The organism is Streptomyces boninensis (assembly GCF_048572725.1).
Lineage (GTDB): Bacteria > Actinomycetota > Actinomycetes > Streptomycetales > Streptomycetaceae > Streptomyces > Streptomyces boninensis.
The window spans coordinates 2,172,758-2,193,278 of sequence record NZ_CP183837.1; the positions used below are offsets into that span (position 1 = coordinate 2,172,758).

Below are 20,521 nucleotides of genomic sequence, written 5' to 3' on the forward strand. Positions count from 1 at the left end.
ACCCCGGCGGGCCGCCGTTTCGCTTCGGATCAGCGGCAGCTCAGTGCCGCCGGGCCTCAGCTAGGGTTCGGCAGCTCCGGGTTGTGACAGGGGCACGTACCGGTGCAGCCCTGGGCGTTGGTGCAGCCGTTGGTCCCGGAATCCGCGCCCATCGTCAGCAGGTTGGACTCCTCGAACTGTCCCTCCAGCTGCGCGATGAGGACCTCGACATCGTCCAGCTCCGGCTGCTCGGGCTTGCCCGGCAGGATCGGCTGGGTGTTGCTCGGCCACAGGATCTCGCTCGCCATGGTGTTCACCTCCTTCTGCGACATCGGTGGGGTACGGCGCCGTCGATGCTGGTGGCGGCGCCGGTCTCGGGGGCCGGGCGGCGGGGGCATCAACCGCCCGGCGGGATACGGAGCATGAGTTCTGCCGCGACCGGCGAGCCGCCGGGGTCGGCGCGGTCGATGACGGTCAGCTCGCCGGGGGCGGGCACCATCTCCTCGATCACCACGGCCGCGCTGTCCGCCGCGGCGACCCTCCGCAGCACGCCGAGGGTCTGGATGCTGTCCAGGTCGCAGGGCAGCGGGGAGCGGGCGCCGGGGGCGGCGGAGACGAAGACGTAGCGGGGCAGGCCGAGCTGGTCGCGCAGGCGCAGGAGTTGCCTGGCCTGGTCGAGGCCCTCGGCGTCGGGGTCCGGCAGCCGGTCTGCGGGCACCCGCCACTGGGCGGCGGACAGCACCAGCGCCCCGGCCACGGTGATGCGCGGTACGTAGTCGAGCCCCGGCAGCGCGCAGAGCGAGTGGCGCAGCCGCCGTACCCAGGCCCGCCGCTGCGGGGACGCGGCGAGCAGCAGCCCGGCGACGAGGTCCCAGGGCGGCGGGGCGTTGCGCGCCGAGTGGTAGAGGGGGCGGATGGGCTCGCCGCGGTGGCTGATCACGGTGTGCGGGCCGTCGGCGCGGGCGGTGAGCTCGCCGAGGGGGAGGAAGTCGGCGCTTTGCGGCGCCTCTTCGCAGTACGCGGCGAGGTCGGGGTCGCCGGTCCAGGCGGCGGGGTACAGCGGCCGCCGGACGGCGTTGGCCGCGTACCGGGACAGCGCGGGGAACAGCAGCTCCACGGAACGTATCCCGCTGTCCGCGTCCAGCTCGCGCAGGAAGTCGCGATAGGCGTCTGCCGCCGGGAGCCGGCCGCCGTGGAGGCGGCGCAGGGTGGGGACGAAGCGGGCGTCGAGGACGGCGGCGGGGGCGATGAGGTCCAGGGCTCCGGAGCCGTCGGGGAGCGGGCGCACGGTGCAGTCGAGGGGCCAGGTGAGGCGCGGGGGTGGTGCGGCGTGCTGGTCCAGGTCCGCGGGGGTCAGGTCGATGGTCCGGCCGGTGCGTGCCTGGTCCGCGAGGTGGTGCAGCAGGCGGGAGTATCCGGAGCCGGGGGTGGTGGCGGGCGGCCAGCCGACCGGCTGGTGCTGGTGGTGGTCGGTGGCCGGGCGCGAGGCGAGGCCGTCGCGTACGAGGTCGAGGAGGGGGCGGTCTTCGGTGGTGAGTCCGGCGGGGGACGGGCCCGTCGCGCCCGTCGAGGCGGCCGTGGCGTCGTCGCGGATCAGCGCTTGGAGGCGCAGCGTTTGGGTCAGCGCGGCGCTGAGTGCCTGCAGGTCTGCGGCAGGTACGGTGCCGCGGGCCCGGCGATAGACGTCCAGGTAGCCGCCGTCGGCGCTGCTTGGGGTGTCGGTCGGGGTGGCCTTCGGCGCGGGGGCGGCCTTGGGCCGGCCGGGATCGGACTTGGGCCAGCCCGGATCGGCCTTGGGCCAGCCAGGATCGGCGGCCACCGGATGCCACGGGCGACAGCGCCGTTCCGCACGGGTCGTCACCTGCAGGACGCCGATGGCGGCGAGGTGCGCAAGGAACTGCCGCAGTACGGCGCGCTGCCGCTCGGCCGCCGCCCCCTGCAGCACGGCCCCCTCCAGCCCGCCCAGCGGCACCGCCCCGCCGCGCAGCGCCGCGACGATCCGCTCGACGACCGGCGTCACCCGGGTCCGTACCGGCGTGAGGACAATTCCCTCCCGCGCCGCCAGCGCCAGCACCTCCAGCCGGTCCCCCGCGACCCGCGACAGCGGCGCCAGACCGACCCGACTGCCTGGGTTACCGGTCCAGTCGGCGCCGCCGTCGCGGTGCTCGTTCTCCCCCCAGTGCGTCGCGACCTCGTCGGTCAGCACCAGCAGCCGGTCAGTCGCCACGCCGGAGACCGCACCGGAGACCGCACCGGAGACGGCACCAGAATCCACCCCGCCCAGCACCGCCACCTGCCCCAGCCACCCCCGCGGCGTCACCTTCGCCGCCCCCCGCGCCGTCATCCGCCACAGGTAGTCCGCCCGCCGCCGCTGCCGGTGGACATCGTCGGAGCCGACGTCCACCGGCCGTACGTCCCCGTCCAGCAGCGCCCGCCGCCCGGCCGGATGACCCGCGAGCAGCCGCCGCCCCGCGCTGCCGAGCCAGGCCAGCTCGGCCCGGTGCCGGGTGCGGGCGAGCACCTGCAGTTCCTGCAGCGCCTCGGCAAGCTTCTCGGTGTGCGCCAGTACGCCCACGACCTCCCCGCCCCCGGCGGCCCGGCGGGCCAGGGCGATGAGCCGGGCGTGATCCCCGGCCTCCGGCACGTACCCCCGGTGCAGCCGTCGCCGCTGCGCCAGCGTCCACCGCCGCTCCCCCACCGACAGGCCGGCCGCCGGTATCAGCTCCCGCCCGACCACCTCCGCGGACCGCCGCGCCGAGCGGGCGAACTCCGCCTCCTTCTCGTCCAGTTCCCGCAGCAGCTGGAAGAGGTACGGAGAACCCGCCGCACTCCACAGCCGGATCGGGAAGCCTGCCGTACGCAGCAGCACCGGGCTCGCGTTCACCGGTCCACCCCCCGTGGGCGGACGGTGAGCGCGGAGGTGATCAGCGCCTGCCGTACGGCCGAAAGCCCGGCCCGATTCCAGTGAAAGACGATCACAAAGGCAGCCGCCTCCCGCGGCCCGACCGCCGGGCGGCCGACCGTGAAGTACTCCTCCCGCCACCGCGCCGCGATCTCCGCCACGTCCTGGCAGTACGCCTCCGCCAGCCCCCACGCCTCCGGATGCAGCACCGCAGCCGACCGCCGCGCATCGGCCCAGGTCTCCCGCAGCGCCACGGCAGCCCGCGCCCCCGCCTCCGGCAACTCCGCGTCCGCCGCGAAGCCGCGCCCCGCCTGCCGCCGCAGCCGGTCCCAGACGTCGAGGTCCTCCCAGCCGACGATGCCGAGCCCGTCGAGGAGCCCGCGGATCATGCGCAGCGACATGGCCCAGACGGGGCCGGGCCCGCCGCCGGAGCCCGCCAGCGCGTGAAAGCCGAGCCACGCCGTCGAGTCCGCGGTGAACACCCGATGCACATGCGCCATGGACACCGGCCCGCCGAACAGGAACTCCTCCGGCTCGTACGCCCCACCACACCACCCGGCCACGACCCCATCCAGCTCCCACCGGGACAACACCGCACACACCCGCTCATCGACGGCATCCGCCCGCCCCTCCGCACACCGGAAGCGCACCCGCAGCCCGGGCACCTTGCGTACGAAGAAGAAGTCGGCCACGTCGCCATCGGCGAGCAAGTCGGCCGCGAGCGTACGGAGTCCGGCCAGCGTGCGCGGCAGCATTCCGGCGCCGGGCTCCAGCCCGAAGTGCAGCCAGGCGGAGGGCGGTCGCCGGTCAGCGGCCGGCAGCAGGTCCTCGTCACGATTCTGGATCACGGTGACCGACTCCCTCCTCTACGGCGCTGTCTCAAATGGCGAAATCCGGCCTATCCGCCGCCCCGTGCCCGTCGAATCCCGGGTGGCGTTCCGCCTGAGGTTCCGGCGGTCGCCACCGGCTCGGGGCGGCACGCTCCGGATGCTGGCAGAGGGCCCCGCACGGCAGCCGGAGAGAACGGACGCCGCCGGACAGCCCCGGACGGTGACCACGAACGGGTCACCGCGCACAGCACCGCCGCAGTACGGGGGAGGAAGACGTGGCACAGGGCGCTGACCGAGCGCGCCGCAATGGCGCCCAAGTGGCGGCCGTACTGCACGACCTGGAGGGGGTACGCACGCTGGCCGAACTCGCGGCCGTGCTGCGCCGGTTGCGCCGCCGTGCGGCCCGCCGCGATGGCGCGGCGCCGCTGACTTTCCGCCAGCTGGCGGAGCGCACGGGGTGGTCCCGCGGGGCGATCGGCGGCTATTTCGGGGGGCAGAACCTGCCGCCGACGGACCGGTTCGACGTGCTCATCCGGCTGCTCGGGGCGACCGGACCGGAGGTCGGGATGCTGGCGACGGCACGGGACCGGGTGGAGGAGTCGCGGCGGGTGCGTACGGCCAGTGGCGCGGAGGCGGGCCGGGGGCGGGACTTGGGCCGGGACTCCAGCCAGGGCCCGAGCCAGGACGCAGGTCGGGACTCCAGCCAGGACCCGAGCCAGGACGCAGGTCGGGACTCGAGCCAGGACCCGAGCCAGGCCCGCGCCCGCCGGAGCCGGACCCCCGCCCAAGACGCCGCCCCGCCGCCCGTACCCCACCAGCTCCCGCCCGACCCCCCGCGCCTGGTGGGCCGCGAGCGGGAGTTGTCGGACCTGACGACCCTCCTGTCCGACACCACCGCCTGGCACGGCACGACCGTGGCGCTGCACGGGCCCGCAGGTGTGGGCAAGTCCGCCCTGGCCATCCAGGTGGCGCACCGGCTCGGCGAGCACTTTCCGCACCACCGGCTGTACGTCGACCTGCGCGGCACGATCCCCGGCGAACGCCCTCTCCCCCGGGCCCGTGCCCTGCACCAGCTGCTGCACGCGCTCGGCGCCCCCGGCCCGCCCCCCGCCGACGAGGCCGAGGCCGCCGCCCGCTACCGCGAACTGGCCGCGCGGCAGCGGCTGCTGATCGTCCTCGACAACGCCCACGACGCCGCCCAGGTCCGCCCGCTGCTCCCCACGGGTCCGCACTGCGCGGCCGTGGTCACCTGCCGCCGCGCGCTCGCGGTGGTCAACGGGGCCGTCCACCTGCACGTCCCGCTGCTCACTCCCGCCGCCTCGCTGGCGCTGCTCAGCGCCTACGCCGGCACGACGCGGACGGCCGCCGACCCGGCCGCGGCGGAGACGGTGGCCCGGCTGTGCGGCCACCTCCCCCTCGCCCTGCGGATCGCGGGCGCCCGGCTCGCGGCCCGCCCCGCCTGGCCGGTGGCGGCCCTGGCCGCCCGCCTCGCCGACCCCCGCCGCCGCCTGGACGAGCTCAGCTATGCGGACCTGGCGGTACGGGCCACCCTGGACTCCGGCTACCGGGAACTGCTCGCGGGCGACGCGGCCGACCGGCGGGCGGCGCGGGCGCTGCCGCTGCTGGCCGCGGTGGGCGACGCGCTGGACGCGCGCCAGGCGGCGGCCGCCACGGGCACGGACCTGGACACGGCGGAGGAGTCCCTCGAACGCCTAGTAGACGCCCAGCTCCTGCGCTCGGACGCGCCGGGCCACTATGGCTTCCACCCGCTGACCCGGCTTTTCGCGCAGCACCACCTGGACACGCCCGCCGGACACGCGCGGCCATGACCCCCGCCGCTAGGCCGCCAACTCCTCCCCCGCCCGCGGCAGCTCCGCCCTCCGTACCGCCGCCGCCGACAGCCCGACCACCGCACCGAGGCAGCTGAACCCCGCCCCGGCGAGAAAGACCGGCGTCGGCCCCCAGAGCCCGACAGCGGCGCCGACGAGCGGGTAGCACATCGGCGCGATGCCCAGGCCCGTAAGGCCCATCAGTGAGGTGACGCGGCCGATGTAGTGCGGGTCGGCGGAGGTCTGGATGAGCGCCTGGGCCAGGCCGCCGCAGATGCCGCACACGGCGCCGCCGACGGCCATGAGCGCGGCGGCCCACGGCAGCGAGGGCGCGAGCGCCACCGCGCCGAGGGTGAGCGAGCCGATGAGCAAAGTGCCGTTCTGTACGGCACCGGCGCGCGGCAGCCGCCCCTTGACGGCGAGCAGCGCCGCACTCGCCGCCGAACCGATGCCGAGACACGCGATCAGCGCCCCCTGCCCGCCCGCACCCCAGCCGCGGTCGGCGGCAAGCAGCACCATCCCGACGTTGAACAGCCCGGACAGCCCGAACTCGCTCAGCGCACCCGACAGCAGCAGCGGCCCGACGACGGGGTGCCGGCGGGCGTAACGCAGCCCCTCGACGAGATCGCGCCACGCGCCTCGCGACCCGGTAGCGACATCCGCCGCGGTCGCGGCCTCGGCCCCGGGTGCGACCTCCACCCCGACCGCGACGGCCTCACCTTTCCCCTGCACGGGCGCCAACGGCGCCAATCGCACCGCCACCAGCAACGGCAGCGAGAACGCGAACAGCGCCCCCGCCACGGTGAACGCCCCCGCCGACCCGGTCGCCGCCATCACCGCGCCACCGAGCCCCGGACCGACCATGTTGTTGCCGATCCGCATCGCCAGCCCGCGCATCCCGACCACCCGCGCCAGCTCCGAAGCCGGCGCCACCCGCGGCGGCAGCGCACCGACAGCCGGCACGAACATCGCGTCCACCGCCCCGAAGACCAGCGCCACCACCACCAGCAGCCACAGCCCGGGCGCCAGCAGCGCAATAGCCGCGGCCAGCGCGAACATGATCAGGCACCGCGCGGCATCGCTGCCGATGACCAGCCGCCGCGGCCCGAACCGATCCGCGAACACCCCGCCGAAGAGCATCAGCGCAGCCCGCGGCACCGAACCGGCCGCCATCACCAGCCCGACCTGCGCCGGTCCGGCCACCTTCGCCGCCGTCCAGGCGAGCGCGACGAAGTAGACCCCGTCGCCGATCAGCGACAGCGTGTACGCGGACAGCCAGCGCAGCACGTTGGCGTCGCGATAGGCGGGCCGGGGCGCCCCGGCCCCGACGGCCCTCACGCCTATCCCGCTCACGGCCGCACCGGAAACCCGTACAGATGGAACGCGACGGCCTCCCGCCCCTCGGTGTCGCCGGCCGCCTCGGCGGCCCTGCCCCGCTCCACCCACCGGTCGGCGAGCGCCGCGACCTCGTCGGCCACCTCCTGCAGCTCGGCCGCCGTCAGCCGGGCCATGGCCTCCGAGCTGAAGTGCGCCCGGGTCCACTCCTTGCCCCAGCCGGCCTGCTGGTCGAGGAAGTTGCGGTACTGCGCCGTGCGGGTCGCCAGCACCTCGCGGGTCACTCCGGCCAGCGCGGCGACGCCCTCGGGGGTCTCGTCGAAGTCCTTGGCGTGGAACGCGAAACCCTGCTCCGTAACGCCCCACCAGCGCTCCCGCCCGTCCCGCGCGCGATCGGGCAGGTCCCGGATGAAGCCGTGCTCGTGCAGCTTGCGCAGGTGATAGCTGACCAGCGACACCGCCTGGTCGACCTCCTCGGCCAGCTGCGAGGCCGTGGCCGCACCGCGCAGCCGCAGCAGCCGGTACAGGTCGATACGCAACGGATGTGTGAAGGCCTTGAGCTTGGCCAGTTCAGTGATGCGAGAGGGCACGCCAACACCGTAGATAGGCAAGGAAAGTTGCACAATATGTCTTGCGCAACTTTTCTTGCACAACTCGGCAGCGAAAAGGCCCGGACCACCACCCGGCCCGGGCCTTTCAGGAGCCGCTACGACTCAGGAGTTCGCCTTCACCCCATGGTCGGCAAGCCACGAGATCGGGTCCACCGCGGAGCCGTACTCGGCGGTCTTGCGGACCTCGAAGTGCAGGTGCGGACCGGTGACGTTGCCCGTCGCGCCCGACAGGGCGATGCGGTCGCCGGTGCCGACCTTCTCGCCCACCTTCACGTCGATCTGCGACAGGTGGGCGTACTGCTGGTAGTCGCCGCTGGCGTGCTTGATGACGACCTCGTAGCCGAACGAGTCGTCGTAGCCGGCCGTGACGACCTCGCCGCCGATGGCGGCCTTGACCTTCGTGCCGGTGGGTACGGACCAGTCCTGGCCGCTGTGCTCGCCGGAGGACCAGGTGCCGCCCGCCTGCTCGAACTTCGCCGTCGGGTTGGCGTCGGAGACCGGGAGGACGGCGTCGGCCTCCTCGGTGGAGGTGCCGGTGCCGTACGAGGCATTGGAGGCGTCCGTGCTGGAGCCGGAGTCGCCCGTGTCCAGGGACAGCTTGTCGCCGACCTGGATCATGTTCGGGTCGTCGCCGATGACGGACTTGTTCTTCTCGTAGAGGGCCTTCCAGCCGCCGTCGACGTCCTCGTCGGCGGCGATCGTGGAGAGCGTGTCCCCGGCCTCGACCGTGTAGGTGGACTCCGCGGCGAGGGCGCCGGTGGCGGAGTAACCCACGATCGGGAGGGCGAGGGTGGCGCCGCCGGCGGCGGCGCGGGCGGCGTAGCGGCGGGCGGTGCTCGGCTTGCGGTGGGCGCGGTGACGGCCTATCGCAGACGTCATGGAGTGAGCTCTCCTTCTCCCTACGCCTGCGAGGTGAGCTGTCGGGTTCGGGCTGGAGATAGCCCGGCCGCGCTGCACTGATGACGGGCGGCTTCACCCCAAGCCGTCCGGGGACGGAACGGCGAAGGTGGGTCCCCCGCTCCTGCCCTGGCGGTGAGCTGTTGCTGCCGGGGGAGCCGCAGGTGCCGTGGGCAGGATTCGGCGGTACGGCGCTGCGGTGTTCGGTTCTCGAACGGACGCAACGCTAGAGGTCTGCAGCCTCTGATTACAAGCTCATCACATCAGCCCCACACATGAATTCCGCTTGGTCACCGGCGAGTTGCAGCGCAATAACCCGGCCTTCTCGGACAAGATCCGATTTACCCGTTTAGGGCGCAGACGCATTGACATGACCAAGAACCCGCTGCCAGATTTGCGGCCGAGTTCTCCTTGGCGGCCACACGGGGGAGCAGACCCGAGCCGGCAGCCACCACCCCCCGCTGCACAGCCGTAGGGCACACGCACGCGTACTCGCTAAGGAGCGATCTCATGCCTTCTCGCAGACATGTCCTCGCCGGATTCGCAGGCGCCGCCATCACCGCGGGCATGACGGGCCCGTCCACCGCCGCGGCCGATTCGTACACCTCCCGGGCCAGGGCGCTGGCCCGCCGAATGACCATTGAGCAGCAAATCGGGCAGCTTTTCGTGGTCGAGGTCGGCGGCACCGCGGCCGACGCCGTCGACGCCACCGCGCAGGCCTTCAACCGCCGCCTTTACGGGGTAAACACCCCGGCCGAGGTGATCGCCAAATACCAGCCGGGCGCCGTAATTCTCTTCGCCACCCGCGGCGTCAACATGACCGGCGTACGCCAGATCGCGGGCCTCACCAACGGCCTGCAGAAGGCCGCCCTCGACGCCCCCGCCGCCACCCCGCTGGTCATCTCCACCGACCAGGAGGGCGGCGCCCGCGTCACCCGCATGCCCGCCCCCGCCACCCAGTTCCCCGGCAACATGGCCCTGGGCTCGGGCCGCTCATTAGCCCACGCCTACCGCTCCGCGGAGATCACCGCCCGCGAACTGGCCGCGGTCGGCATCAACCAGAACTACGGCCCGTGCGCGGACGTGAACCTCAACCCGGACAACACCGCCATAGGAGTACGTTCCTTCAGCGACGAGGCGAAGCTGGCCGCCCCAATGGCCGCGGCCGCCGTCCTCGGCCACGACCGCGGCGGCGTCGCCTCGGCGGCCAAGCACTTCCCCGGCCACGGCGACACGGCCGTCGACAGCCACTTCGGCCTCCCGGAGATCAAGCACACCAGGGCCGAGCTCGACGCCATCGACCTGCCGCCGTTCCGCGCGGCGATCGCCGCCGGCCTCGAAACGATAATGACCGCCCACATCGTGGTGAAGTCGCTGGACGACAGCGGCGCCCCGGCCACGATGTCCCACAAGATCCTCACCGGCCTGCTCCGCGACGAGCTCGGCTTCAAGGGCCTGATCGTCACCGACGCGCTCGACATGCAGGGCGCGGCGGGCGAGTTCCCGCCGGACGTGGCGCCGGTACGGGCCTTCCAGGCGGGCGCGGACATGCTGGTGCTGGCGCCGCAGATGGACACGGCGGTGGCGGCGGTGACGGCCGCGGTGCGCGGCGGCGACATCACCGAGAAGCGGCTGGAGGCTTCGGTCGTACGGATCCTGGCGCACAAGCTGCGGCAGGGGCTGTACGGGGACCCGTACGTCAGCGTCAACCGGGCGGAGCGGGTGGTCGGGAGCTCGTCGCACACGGCGGAGGCGGTGAGGATCACCCGTCCTACGGTGACGCTGGTGAAGAATTCTGGTGACCTGCTCCCGCTGCCGAAGCAGCAGCGGAAGGTCCTGGTCACCGGGTGGGGCGTCCCGGCCACGACGGCGATCGGGCAGAGCCTGACGGCGCGGGGCCAGACGGTCACCACGCTGGAGACCGGCTCGGTGCCGGCGCAGGCGAAGATCGACGAGGCCGTCGCCGCGGCGGCTCAGGCCGACCTGGTGGTCGTGAGCAGCCACGCGCTGGCCAACGCCACGGACAAGGGCAAGGCGCAGGCGGTGCTGGTCCAGGCGCTGCTCGGCACGGGTAAGCCGGTGGTGGTGCTGGGGGTCGGCGTCCCGTACGACATCCGCCGCTTCCCGTCGGTGCCGGCGTATCTGACGACGTGCAACTTCGGTGTGACGTCGCTGGAGACGGCGGTCGGGGTGCTCTTCGGCGAGGTGTCGCCGAGGGGGAAGCTGCCGGTGACCGTCCGGTCGGTGGAGGGTGGCGAGGTGCTGTACCCGTATGGGCACGGGTTGAAGTACTGAGCTGAGTGGGCGGGCGGCTGTCTCACGACAGGCGCCCGCCCGGGCCTCACACCGCGTATCGCTCCGGGGCGAACAGGTCCAGGTTCTCCGCCACCCACGCCGAGGTCCGCCGCAGGCCCTCGTCCAGGTCGACTTCCGGCTTCCAGCTCGCCCACTCCCGCGCCCGGGAGTTGTCCGACAGCAGGCGGTGGACCTCGCTCCCCGACGGGCGCAGGCGCGCCTCGTCCACCACGATCTCCGCGTCCTTCCCGCTCGCCGCGATCAGCCGCTCCGCCAGCTCGCCGATCGCGATCTCCTGGCCGCTGCCGAGGTTCACCACCTCGCCCACCGCCCGGTCGCTCTGCGCCACCGCGAGAAAGCCGCGGGCGGTGTCCGTCGCGTAGGTGAAGTCGCGGGTCGGGGTCAGCGATCCCAGGCGCAGCTCGCGGGCGCCCGCGTGCAGTTGGGCCAGGATCGTCGGGATGACGGCGCGGGCGGACTGCCGCGGGCCGTAGGTGTTGAACGGGCGCACCACCGCGACCGGCAGCTCGAAGGCGTGGAAGTGCGACAGCGCCATCATGTCGGCGCCGATCTTCGAGGCCGAGTACGGGGACTGCGGCTGCAGCGGGTGGTCTTCGGCGATGGGCGCGGTCAGCGCGGTCCCGTAGACCTCGCTCGTGGAGGTGTGGACGAGGCGCCGGACGCCGTGCCGCCGGCATGCCTCGGCGATGTTCTCCGTACCCGTGACGTTGACGGCGACGTACGCGCCCGGGGAGTCGTAGCTGTACGGGATGCCGATCAGCGCGGCCAGGTGGAAGACGGTGTCGCAGCCCTCGACGGCGTCCATGACCCGGCCCGGATCGCGGACGTCGCCCGCCATCAGCTCGACCCGCGGATCACCGGCGAGATGCTTGAGATTGCCCTTCTCCGCGTACGGCTTGTAGTGCACGAAGGCGCGCACCCGCGCGCCCTCCGCGAGCAGCAGATCGACGAGCGTCGAGCCGATGAAGCCCTCCGCGCCGGTGACGAGGACGGTACGGCCGTTGAAGAAGGTCATGAGTGCTCCTTGGTGATGTGGGTGGGTCGGGTGTCATCCGCGAGCCGTGCGAAGCGGCCGCCGGCCAGGCGCAGCACCTTCTGGGCCAGCCGGTCGGCGGCCCGCGAGTGCCGCCCGTTCGCGCCGGCGGCAGCCGCCGCGTACGACATCGCGCGCAGCTTCAGCGGCTCCTCCAGCAGCGGCCGGACCACCGCGTCGAGGGCCTCGGCCGTCGTCGCCTCGTCGGGCAGCAGCACGCCGCCGCCGGACTCGGTGAGGACGCGCGCGTTGTGCGTCTGGTGATCGCCGGGGGCGTGCGGGTACGGCACCAGCACCGCCGGCATCCCGACCGTCGCCAGTTCGGCGACGGTCGCCGAACCGGCCCGGCAGACGACGAGGTCGGCCGCGGCATAGGCGAGATCCATCCGGTCCAGGTACGGCACCGCGGCCGCGACCCGTCCCCCACCGGCGAGCAGCCGCTGCCGGGCGTCCTCGATGCGGGCGGGTCCGGTCTTGATCAGCAGCCGTACGTCCCCGCGCCCCTGCCATCGCTCGGCGAGCCCCAGCGCCGCCTCGGTGAGCCGGGCGGCGCCGAGGCTGCCGCCGTTGAAGAGGACCAGGCGCACGCCCGCGGGCACCCCCAGCGCCCGCCGGGCCTCGTCCCGTACCGCCTCCCGGTCGAGGGAGGAGAGCGGTCCGGAGAGCGGCATCCCGGTGACCTCCGGCTGCGCGGAGGCGGGCAGATGCAGGGCGCTCGCCTCGAAGGCGAGCGCCACGTGCGGTGTGAGGCGGGCGGCGAAGGCGTTGGCGCGCCCGGGCACCGCGTTCGACTCGTGCGCGACGCTGGGCAGGCCCGCCATCCGGGCCCCGAGGATCACGGGTGCGCTGGGGTAGCCGCCCATGCCCACGGCGACCTGCGCGTCCTGCGCCCGCAGGATGCTCCGGCACCTGGCGCCCGACCGCAGCAGGGCGGCCGGGAGGGTGAAGCGCTTGGCGCCCAGGGACCGGTCGAACGGGATCATGTCGACGGTGTGCAGCGGATAGCCCGCCTCAGGTATGAGCCGGGTCTCAAGACCTCGCTCCGTGCCGACGAACGAAATCCGCGCCCCTGGCTCGTACCGCCGCAGCGCCTCGGCGAGCGCCAGGCCCGGGTAGATGTGGCCGCCGGTGCCTCCGGCGCCGATCACGACTGACAGTGGTGTGTCCATGGGCGGCACACTCCGCGAGCGCCCTAAGAGGGTTCTAAGAACCGATTTGGCAGTCTTGCCCCATGAACGACATGCACGACCGGCCCCGCATCCTCCTCGTCGACGACGACCCGGAGGTGCGCGCCGCCGTCGAGGACGGCCTCACGGTGGACGGCTTCGCCGTGCGCACGGCGGGTGACGGGCATGCCGCGCTGGCCGAGATCCCCGCCTGGGACCCGGACGCGCTGGTGCTGGACGTGATGATGCCGGTCATGGACGGCCTGGCCCTGTGCCGCCACCTCCGCGCGCTCGGGGACCGTACGCCGATCCTCGTCCTCACCGCGCTCGACGCGATCAGCGACCGGGTCGACGGCCTGGACGCGGGCGCGGACGACTACCTGGTGAAGCCGTTCGCGCTCGACGAGCTCACCGCGCGGCTGCGGGCCCTGCTGCGCCGGGCCGGTCCGGCGGAGGGGGCCGGGGGCGAGGGCGAGCCGTGGCGCTTCGCGGATCTGGTGGTGGATCCGGAGGGGCGGCGGGCGGTGCGCGACGGGCGGCGGCTGGAGTTCACGCGTACGGAATGGGCGCTGCTGGAGCTCTTTCTGCAGCACCCGGGGCAGGTCCTGGAGCGCGAGACGATCATGCGCTGGGTGTGGGGCCGCGACCTCGGCCCCGACTCCAACTCCCTCGCCGTGTACATCGGCTACCTGCGCCGCAAGCTGGAGTCGGGCGGCGCGGACCGCCTGGTCCACACCGTGCACGGCGTCGGCTACCGCTTCGACGAGCCGGAGGCGGGCCGGTGAGCCGGGCCCGCCCGCCCCTGCGGCGCCGGCTGGCGCTGACCGCATCCGCCGCGGTGGCCGCGGTGGCCCTGGCCGTCTGCGCGGGTGCGTACCTGGTCATCCACTACACGCTCGACCGCCAGTTCAACCTCCGCCTGACCCAGTCCGCCACCCTCGCGCTGCAGCAGCACCGCGGCGACGGGCCGGGGGTGCAGGCGGACCAGTGCCAGTACCTGGCGGCGCCGGCCTGCGCGCAGCTCGTACCGGCCGATCCGGCGAAGGACCCGGGCGAGAAGTACCTGCTGCCCGTACGGGAGGCCGACCGCGAGGTCGCGGCCGGCGACCGCGCCCCGTACTACCGCGCGGCCACGGTCGACGGCCACCCGGTCCGGGTCCTCAGCACCCCCGCGGGCAACGGCATGGCCATGCAGGTGGCCCTCCGCTCCGACGCCCTCACCAAGGCCGAGCGACAGGCAACGGGCCTGCTGGCGCTGGTCGGCGGCGCGGGCGTGCCGCTGGCGGCGCTGCTGGGCTACTGGGTCTCGCGTACGGGCCTGGCGCCGGTCACGCGGCTGACGGCGACGGCGGAACGGATCACGGCCACGCGGGACGCCGGTCATCGGATCGAGCTGCCGACGGCGCGGCCGGCGGGCCGAGGCCGGGACGACGAGATCACGCGGCTCGCGGTCACCATCAATACGATGCTGGATGCGCTGGAGGAGTCGCTGACCGCCCAGCGTCGGCTGGTGGCGGATGCCTCGCACGAGCTGCGCACCCCGCTCACAGCGCTGCGCACCAACGCCGACCTGCTGGCGCGGGCCGACCACCTCACACCGGAGCAGCGCGCACGCGCGGCCGGTGCGCTGTCGCGGCAGCTGCGCGAAGTGACCACGATGGTGAACGACCTCATCGACCTGGCGCGGGACGAGGAGCCCCATCAGTCGGTGGAACACGTGCGCCTGGCCGGGCTGCTGTCCCACTCCGTGGGGACGGCGGGAGAGCACTGGCCAGGAGTTGCTTTTACGGTGTCGGTCGACCCCGCGGCGGAGGAGGTGCTGGTGTCGGGGGTGCCGGCCCGGCTGAGCCGGATGCTGTCCAACTTGCTGGACAACGCGGCGAAGTTCTCGCCATCGGGCGGCCCGGTGGAGACGACACTGCGCCTGCTGCCGTCCGGCGGGCTGGAGTTGACGGTCCGCGACCACGGCCCCGGCATCGACCCGGCGGACCTCCCGCACGTCTTCGACCGCTTCTACCGGGCCCACAATGCACGGGCGCTGCCCGGGTCCGGGCTGGGTCTGGCGATGGCGCGGCAGATCGCGCGGTCGCACGACGCGGAGCTCACGGCGCATGCGGCGCCCGGCGGCGGGGCGCTGTTCCGGGTCGCGTTCGCCTGACTCAGGGCCGCAGGCCCGCCCGCAGCAGCCGGCTCAGCTCCCGCGCCGCCCGCGGCGGCGACACATCGCCGCGGTGCGCCAGCGAGATCGTCCGGTGCAGCCCGGGCGCCGCGAACGGCGTGGCCCGCAGCCCACTCCGCTCCGCGACCATCCGCGGCACCACCGCGACCCCCAGCCCGGCCCGTACGAAACCGAGCACCGCGTCCATCTCCCCGCCCTCCACCGAGAACTCCGGCTCGAAACCGGCCTCCCGGCACGCCGCCAGGGTGAAGTCCCGCAGGTCGTACCCCCGCCGGAACATCACCATCGGCCGCCCGCGCAGATCCCCCACCCGGATGTGCTTCCGCGCCACCGGCGCGGGGCCGTCCGCCGAGGACACCACCACCAGGTCCTCCCGCAGCAGCTGCGACGTGGACAGCACCGGGCCCTGCCCCGCCAGCGGCGTGATGATCAGCGCCAGATCCAGCTCGCCCGCCGCGAGCTCGCGCACCAGGTCCTGCGACCCGTCCTCGTGCACCACCAGCTCGACGCCCGGGTATTCGGCGTGGAAGTCCCGCAGCACATCCGGCACCACCGACGCGCACAGACTCGGCGGCGCCCCCAGCCGCACCCGCCCCCGCCGCAGCTGCGCCACCTCCTGCACCTCGCGCCGCGCCGTCTCCGTATCGGCGAGGATCCGGCGCGCCAGCGGCAGCAGCGCCTCCCCCGCGTCCGTCAGCCCGATATGGCCGCGCGCCCGGTGGAAGAGCTCCGCCCCCAGCTCCTTCTCCAGCGCCCGGATCTGCTGCGACAGCGAGGGCTGCGCGACATGCTCGCGCTCGGCGGCGCGGGTGAAGTGCCGGGTGTCGGCGACCGCCGCGAAGTAGCGGAGCTGATGCAGCTGCATAGGCAGAGCCTATCGAATACAGCGGAATCATGTCTTGGACGTATGGCAGGCTCCGAATCTACCGTCAATTTCCATGGCACTGGCAACGAAGTCGGACCGCCGCCCGTCCACCCCCGAGCTGCTGTGGAAGTCCACCCTCGGCAAGAAGACGGTCATGGCGGTCAGCGGCGTGATCATGCTGCTCTACCTGGTCGCGCACATGGTCGGGAACCTGAAGATCTTCTTCGGCCCCGACGATATGAACCACTACGCCCGCTGGCTGCGCACCATGGGCGAGCCGGTGCTCCACTACGAGTGGGCCCTCTGGCTGCTGCGGATCGTCCTCGTGGCCGCCGTGATCGCGCACGCGGTCTCCGCGTACCAGCTCAGCCGCCGCGACATCAAGGCGCGCCCGAGCAAGTACGTCCACGCGAAGCCGAAGGCCAGTTACGCCACCCGCACCATGCGCTGGGGCGGCATCATCCTCGCCCTCTTCATCGTCTGGCACCTCCTCGACCTGACGACGGGCACCGTGCACCCGGACGGGTACGAGCATCTGCGCCCGTACCAGAACGTCATCGACACCTTCTCGACCTGGTACGGCAACGTCATCTACCTCGTCGCGATGACCGCCCTCGGATTCCACATCCAGCACGGGTTCTGGGCGGCCTCGCACACCCTCGGCTACGGCGGCCGGGTGTCGAAGGCGCTGTCCACCGGCCTCGCCGTGGTCCTGACGGCGGGGTTCATCTCCGTACCCATCGGAGTCATGACGGGAGTCGTGAGCTGACATGACCGACTACACCGACTACGCAACCGGCGACCCGATCGCCGACTCCGCGGCTCCGGGCGGGGCCGTCGCCGAGCGCTGGGACACCCGCCGCTTCGAGGCGAAGCTGGTCAACCCGGCCAACCGCCGCAAGCACACCGTGATCGTCGTCGGTACGGGCCTGGCCGGCGGCTCCGCCGGCGCCACCCTCGCCGAGCAGGGCTACCACGTCGTCCAGTTCTGCTACCAGGACTCCCCCCGCCGCGCCCACTCCATCGCCGCCCAGGGCGGCATCAACGCGGCGAAGAACTACCGCAACGACGGCGACTCCATCCACCGCCTCTTCTACGACACGGTGAAGGGCGGCGACTTCCGCGCCCGCGAGTCCAACGTGCACCGCCTCGCCCAGATCTCCGTCGAGATCATCGACCAGTGCGTGGCGCAGGGCGTCCCCTTCGCCCGCGAGTACGGCGGCCTCCTCGACACCCGCTCCTTCGGCGGCGTCCAGGTCTCGCGCACGTTCTACGCCCGCGGCCAGACCGGCCAGCAGCTGCTCCTCGGCGCATACCAGGCGCTCAGCCGCCAGATCGCGGCCGGCAATGTCGAGATGCATCCGCGCACCGAAATGCTCGACCTGATCGTCGTGGACGGGAAGGCCCGCGGCATCGTCGCCCGCGACCTGATCACCGGGAAGATCGACACGTACTTCGCGGACGCGGTCGTGCTGGCGAGCGGCGGCTACGGCAACGTCTTCTACCTCTCCACGAACGCCATGAACTCCAACGCGACCGCCATCTGGCGGGCGCACCGCCGCGGCGCCCACTTCGCCAACCCGTGCTTCACCCAGATCCACCCGACCTGCATCCCGCGCACCGGCGACCACCAGTCGAAGCTGACGCTGATGTCGGAGTCCCTCCGCAACGACGGCCGCATCTGGGTCCCGAAGGAGCGCGGCGACGACCGCCCGCCGAACCAGATCCCCGAGGCCGAGCGCGACTACTACCTGGAGCGGATCTACCCGTCCTTCGGCAACCTGGTGCCGCGCGACATCGCCTCCCGCGCCGCGAAGAACGTCTGCGACGAGGGCCGCGGCGTCGGCCCCGGCGGCCAGGGCGTGTACCTCGACTTCGCCGACGCCATCGAGCGGATGGGGCGGAAGGCGGTCGAGGCGAAGTACGGCAACCTCTTCGACATGTACCAGCGGATCACCGACGAGGATCCGTACCAGGTGCCCATGCGGATCTACCCGGCCGTGCACTACACGATGGGCGGGCTGTGGGTGGACTACGACCTGCAGACGACCATCCCCGGCCTCTTCGCGATCGGCGAGGCGAACTTCTCCGACCACGGCGCCAACCGCCTCGGCGCCTCGGCGCTGATGCAGGGCCTGGCCGACGGCTACTTCGTCCTGCCGGCCACGATCAACGACTACCTCGCCCGGAACCCGCACGCCGAGACCGTCACCCCCGACCACCCGGCCGTCCAGGAGACCATCGCCGACACCGAGGACCGGCTCCACCTCCTCCTCGCCGTCGACGGCGACCGCACCCCCGACTCCTTCCACCGCGAACTCGGCGAGCTGATGTGGGAGTTCTGCGGCATGGCCCGTACGGACGAGGGGCTGCGGAAAGCCCTCGACCGGATCCCGCAGATCCGCGAGGAGTTCTGGCGCCGGATCAAGGTCCCTGGCACCGGCGAGGAGTTCAACCAGTCCCTGGAGAAGGCGAATCGCATCGTCGACTACCTGGAGCTGGCCGAGCTGATGTGCCTCGACGCGCTGCACCGCGCCGAGTCCTGCGGCGGCCACTTCCGCGAGGAGTCGCAGACCCCGGACGGCGAGGCGGAGCGCCGGGACGAGGAGTTCTCGTACGCGGCCGCCTGGGAGTTCACGGGTACGGGCGAGGCCCCGACCCTCCACAAGGAAGACCTGGTCTTCGAGTACGTCCACCCCACCCAGCGGAGCTACGCATGAAGCTCAACCTGCGCGTCTGGCGGCAGCAGAACACCGACGCCGAAGGCGGCATGTCCACGTATGAGGTGGACGGGATCAGCCAGGACATGTCCTTCCTGGAGATGCTCGACACCCTCAACGAGGAGCTGATCCTCAAGGGCGAGGACCCCGTCGCCTTCGACCACGACTGCCGCGAGGGCATCTGCGGCGCCTGCTCGCTCGTCATCAACGGCGACGCGCACGGCCCGGAGCGCACCACCACCTGCCAACTGCACATGCGGTCCTTCAAGGACGGCGACACGATCGACATCGAGCCGTGGCGGGCGGCCGCGTTCCCGGTCATCAAGGACCTGGTCGTGGACCGGTCGGCCTTCGACCGCATCATCCAGGCCGGGGGTTACGTCACCGCGCCGACCGGCGCCGCCCCGGAGGCGCACGCCACGCCCGTGCCGAAGCCGGACGCGGACTTCGCCTTCGAGCACGCCGAGTGCATCGGCTGCGGCGCCTGCGTGGCGGCGTGCCCGAACGGGGCGGCGATGCTGTTCACTTCGGCCAAGGTCAACCACCTCAACGTACTGCCGCAGGGCGCGCCCGAGCGTGAGTCGCGGGTGCTGGACATGGTGGCGCAGATGGACGACGAGGGCTTCGGCGGCTGCACGCTCACCGGTGAGTGCGCGACGGCCTGCCCGAAGGGCATCCCGCTCGTCTCCATCACCAACATGAACAAGGAGTTCTTGCGGGCCGCCCGCAAAGGCGCTTGACTGAGTCAATGAACAACCCCAGCCACATAGCCGTGCTCGGCCCGGGCGGCGTCGGTGGCCTGCTCGCGGGCCTGTTCGCCCGCGCGGGCCACCGCGTCACCTGCCTCGCGGGCGGCGAGACCGCGGCCGCCATCCGCGACCGCGGCATCCGCGTCCGCAGCGCACACTTCGGCGACTTCACCGCCGCCGTCGAGGCCGATACGGAGCTGCGCGAGCCGGTGGACGCCCTGTTCGTGACGGTCAAGGCCACGGCGATGCCTGCCGCGCTCGACCGCGCCCCGACGCCGGGCGACGGCCTTGTCGTGCCGCTGCTCAACGGCGTCGAGCACATGGATGTGCTGCGCGAGCGCTACGACCCGGCGCAGGTCGTCGCCTCCGTGATCCGGGTCGAATCGACGCGGGTCGCGCCGGGCGAGATCGAGCACGGCAGCCCGTTCTGCGACCTCGACCTGGCGAGCGCGACGGCGCCGCGGGAGCGGGTGGAGCAGCTGGCCGCGCTGCTGAAGGACGCGGGCGCGACGGCGGCGGTGCAGGAGGACGAGGCCACGATCCTGTGGCGCAAACTGTCCTTCCTCGCCTGCGCGGCGCTCCTCACCACCCGCTACGCCGCGACCGTGGGCGATGTCCGTACCACCTACGCCGACGAGATGCGCGCGCTGGCGGCCGAGGCGGTGGCGACCGGGCGGGCCTGCGGGGCCGAGGTGGCGGTGGAACAGGTGCTGCGGCTCTTCGAGATGATGCCGTACGAGACCAAGTCCTCGATGCAGCGGGACGCCGAGGCCGGGCGGCCGCTGGAACTCGACGCGATCGGCGGGGCGCTGCTGCGGGCGGCGGAACGGCACGGCGTGCCGGTGCCGGTGGCGACGCGGCTGGTCAGCTCGCTCCGCGAGCGTCACCCCTGAGCTCCCAGTCCGGCAGCCGCGGCTCCCGGCGCTGAAGCCGCCGCCGCTCCACACCCTCCAGCAGCATGGCGTGCGCGAGACAGCTGATCGGCACGCCACGCATGGCGGCGACGGCGCGGAGTTCGGCGAACTCCGCGTCGGTCAGCTCCACGGTAAGCGCGGTCATGGACACAGGTTAGAACCGGCCAGCCCGGGGCGGTCTTAAGTTCACCGCGAC

The 20,521-nt window shown here is 73.0% G+C and carries 18 protein-coding genes and 1 riboswitch; of the genes, 8 read left to right on the forward strand and 10 right to left on the reverse strand.

What is annotated here, in order from left to right; all coding sequences use genetic code 11:
- Positions 1–56 precede the first annotated feature (56 nt).
- The 3 genes from ACNNMR_RS09730 to ACNNMR_RS09740 form a co-directional block, all read right to left on the reverse strand.
- Positions 57–287 carry a hypothetical protein gene (locus tag ACNNMR_RS09730; RefSeq protein WP_419994138.1) on the reverse strand — a complete coding sequence of 77 codons (231 nt, stop codon included), beginning with the start codon at positions 285–287 and terminating at the stop codon, positions 57–59.
- Positions 288–376: 89 nt separating this feature from the next.
- Positions 377–2,863, reverse strand: a complete 2,487-nt coding sequence (locus tag ACNNMR_RS09735) for a lantibiotic dehydratase (protein ID WP_419994139.1) — start codon at positions 2,861–2,863, stop codon at positions 377–379.
- The gene (locus ACNNMR_RS09740) at positions 2,860–3,729 is read right to left on the reverse strand and encodes a thiopeptide-type bacteriocin biosynthesis protein (protein ID WP_419994140.1); all 870 of its coding nucleotides are present in this window, start codon (positions 3,727–3,729) and stop codon (positions 2,860–2,862) included. Before ACNNMR_RS09740 ends, ACNNMR_RS09735 begins: the two co-directional genes overlap by 4 nt.
- A gap of 257 nt (positions 3,730–3,986) precedes the next feature.
- On the opposite strand from ACNNMR_RS09740, the gene ACNNMR_RS09745 reads away from it, so the two are divergent.
- On the forward strand, positions 3,987–5,540 hold the full coding sequence (locus ACNNMR_RS09745) for an AAA family ATPase (protein ID WP_419994141.1): 1,554 nt from the start codon (positions 3,987–3,989) through the stop codon (positions 5,538–5,540).
- Between the two features lie 9 nt (positions 5,541–5,549).
- Here the strand turns inward: ACNNMR_RS09745 and ACNNMR_RS09750 are convergent, their stop codons facing one another.
- From ACNNMR_RS09750 to ACNNMR_RS09760, 3 genes are all read right to left on the reverse strand, one after another.
- On the reverse strand, positions 5,550–6,893 hold the full coding sequence (locus ACNNMR_RS09750) for an MFS transporter (RefSeq protein ID WP_419994142.1): 1,344 nt from the start codon (positions 6,891–6,893) through the stop codon (positions 5,550–5,552).
- Positions 6,890–7,465: an ArsR/SmtB family transcription factor gene (locus ACNNMR_RS09755; protein WP_419994143.1), complete on the reverse strand. Its 576-nt coding sequence runs from the start codon at positions 7,463–7,465 to the stop codon at positions 6,890–6,892. The genes ACNNMR_RS09750 and ACNNMR_RS09755 overlap by 4 nt, the downstream gene beginning before the upstream one ends.
- A 123-nt stretch (positions 7,466–7,588) precedes the next feature.
- On the reverse strand, positions 7,589–8,365 hold the full coding sequence (locus ACNNMR_RS09760) for a M23 family metallopeptidase (protein WP_419994144.1): 777 nt from the start codon (positions 8,363–8,365) through the stop codon (positions 7,589–7,591).
- Positions 8,366–8,374: 9 nt separating this feature from the next.
- A riboswitch (cyclic di-AMP (ydaO/yuaA leader) is annotated at positions 8,375–8,528 on the reverse strand.
- 365 nt (positions 8,529–8,893) lie between these two features.
- Between ACNNMR_RS09760 and ACNNMR_RS09765 the strand changes: the two genes are divergently transcribed.
- Positions 8,894–10,678, forward strand: coding sequence for a glycoside hydrolase family 3 protein (locus tag ACNNMR_RS09765; protein WP_419994145.1), 1,785 nt, complete (start codon positions 8,894–8,896; stop codon positions 10,676–10,678).
- A 46-nt stretch (positions 10,679–10,724) separates the two neighbouring features.
- On the opposite strand, the gene ACNNMR_RS09770 is transcribed toward ACNNMR_RS09765, so the two are convergent.
- Entirely contained in the window at positions 10,725–11,714 is a 990-nt protein-coding gene (locus ACNNMR_RS09770; RefSeq protein ID WP_419994146.1) for an SDR family NAD(P)-dependent oxidoreductase, read from the reverse strand.
- A complete protein-coding gene (locus ACNNMR_RS09775; protein WP_419994147.1) occupies positions 11,711–12,901 on the reverse strand; it encodes a UDP-N-acetylglucosamine--N-acetylmuramyl-(pentapeptide) pyrophosphoryl-undecaprenol N-acetylglucosamine transferase in 1,191 nt (396 codons plus the stop codon). The genes ACNNMR_RS09770 and ACNNMR_RS09775 overlap by 4 nt, the downstream gene beginning before the upstream one ends.
- 71 nt (positions 12,902–12,972) lie before the next feature.
- Here ACNNMR_RS09775 and ACNNMR_RS09780 point away from each other — a divergent pair, with 71 nt between their 5' ends.
- Both ACNNMR_RS09780 and ACNNMR_RS09785 read left to right on the forward strand, forming a co-directional pair.
- Positions 12,973–13,683 carry a response regulator transcription factor gene (locus ACNNMR_RS09780; RefSeq protein ID WP_420000313.1) on the forward strand — a complete coding sequence of 237 codons (711 nt, stop codon included), beginning with the start codon at positions 12,973–12,975 and terminating at the stop codon, positions 13,681–13,683.
- Complete coding sequence (locus ACNNMR_RS09785; protein ID WP_419994148.1) at positions 13,680–15,056, forward strand: ATP-binding protein; 1,377 nt, start codon at positions 13,680–13,682, stop codon at positions 15,054–15,056. The genes ACNNMR_RS09780 and ACNNMR_RS09785 overlap by 4 nt, the downstream gene beginning before the upstream one ends.
- Position 15,057: 1 nt before the next feature.
- On the opposite strand, the gene ACNNMR_RS09790 is transcribed toward ACNNMR_RS09785, so the two are convergent.
- Positions 15,058–15,942, reverse strand: a complete 885-nt coding sequence (locus tag ACNNMR_RS09790) for a LysR family transcriptional regulator (protein WP_419994149.1) — start codon at positions 15,940–15,942, stop codon at positions 15,058–15,060.
- Positions 15,943–16,015: 73 nt separating this feature from the next.
- Here ACNNMR_RS09790 and ACNNMR_RS09795 point away from each other — a divergent pair, with 73 nt between their 5' ends.
- From ACNNMR_RS09795 to ACNNMR_RS09810, 4 genes are read left to right on the forward strand one after another with little or no spacing between them, the layout of a single operon-like run.
- Positions 16,016–16,711 (forward strand): succinate dehydrogenase, encoded by a 696-nt coding sequence (locus ACNNMR_RS09795; RefSeq protein ID WP_419994150.1) that lies wholly within the window; start codon positions 16,016–16,018, stop codon positions 16,709–16,711.
- Between the two features lies 1 nt (position 16,712).
- Positions 16,713–18,662: a fumarate reductase/succinate dehydrogenase flavoprotein subunit gene (locus tag ACNNMR_RS09800; RefSeq protein WP_419994151.1), complete on the forward strand. Its 1,950-nt coding sequence runs from the start codon at positions 16,713–16,715 to the stop codon at positions 18,660–18,662.
- On the forward strand, positions 18,659–19,402 hold the full coding sequence (locus ACNNMR_RS09805) for a succinate dehydrogenase/fumarate reductase iron-sulfur subunit (RefSeq protein WP_419994152.1): 744 nt from the start codon (positions 18,659–18,661) through the stop codon (positions 19,400–19,402). Before ACNNMR_RS09800 ends, ACNNMR_RS09805 begins: the two co-directional genes overlap by 4 nt.
- 8 nt (positions 19,403–19,410) lie before the next feature.
- Positions 19,411–20,304, forward strand: coding sequence for a ketopantoate reductase family protein (locus tag ACNNMR_RS09810; protein ID WP_419994153.1), 894 nt, complete (start codon positions 19,411–19,413; stop codon positions 20,302–20,304).
- Here ACNNMR_RS09810 and ACNNMR_RS09815 read toward each other — a convergent pair.
- A complete protein-coding gene (locus ACNNMR_RS09815; protein ID WP_419994154.1) occupies positions 20,276–20,470 on the reverse strand; it encodes a hypothetical protein in 195 nt (64 codons plus the stop codon). The genes ACNNMR_RS09810 and ACNNMR_RS09815 overlap by 29 nt on opposite strands.
- Between the last annotated feature and the right edge of the window lie 51 nt (positions 20,471–20,521).

Coding starts and splice junctions, on each gene's coding strand:
- ACNNMR_RS09730 (WP_419994138.1), bottom strand. CDS start 287: ATGGCGAGCGAGATCCTGTGGCCGAGCAACACCCAGCCGATCCTGCCG.
- ACNNMR_RS09760 (WP_419994144.1), bottom strand. CDS start 8,365: ATGACGTCTGCGATAGGCCGTCACCGCGCCCACCGCAAGCCGAGCACC.
- ACNNMR_RS09765 (WP_419994145.1), top strand. CDS start 8,894: ATGCCTTCTCGCAGACATGTCCTCGCCGGATTCGCAGGCGCCGCCATC.
- ACNNMR_RS09770 (WP_419994146.1), bottom strand. CDS start 11,714: ATGACCTTCTTCAACGGCCGTACCGTCCTCGTCACCGGCGCGGAGGGC.
- ACNNMR_RS09775 (WP_419994147.1), bottom strand. CDS start 12,901: ATGGACACACCACTGTCAGTCGTGATCGGCGCCGGAGGCACCGGCGGC.
- ACNNMR_RS09780 (WP_420000313.1), top strand. CDS start 12,973: ATGCACGACCGGCCCCGCATCCTCCTCGTCGACGACGACCCGGAGGTG.
- ACNNMR_RS09790 (WP_419994149.1), bottom strand. CDS start 15,942: ATGCAGCTGCATCAGCTCCGCTACTTCGCGGCGGTCGCCGACACCCGG.
- ACNNMR_RS09795 (WP_419994150.1), top strand. CDS start 16,016: ATGGCACTGGCAACGAAGTCGGACCGCCGCCCGTCCACCCCCGAGCTG.
- ACNNMR_RS09800 (WP_419994151.1), top strand. CDS start 16,713: ATGACCGACTACACCGACTACGCAACCGGCGACCCGATCGCCGACTCC.
- ACNNMR_RS09805 (WP_419994152.1), top strand. CDS start 18,659: ATGAAGCTCAACCTGCGCGTCTGGCGGCAGCAGAACACCGACGCCGAA.
- ACNNMR_RS09810 (WP_419994153.1), top strand. CDS start 19,411: ATGAACAACCCCAGCCACATAGCCGTGCTCGGCCCGGGCGGCGTCGGT.
- ACNNMR_RS09815 (WP_419994154.1), bottom strand. CDS start 20,470: ATGACCGCGCTTACCGTGGAGCTGACCGACGCGGAGTTCGCCGAACTC.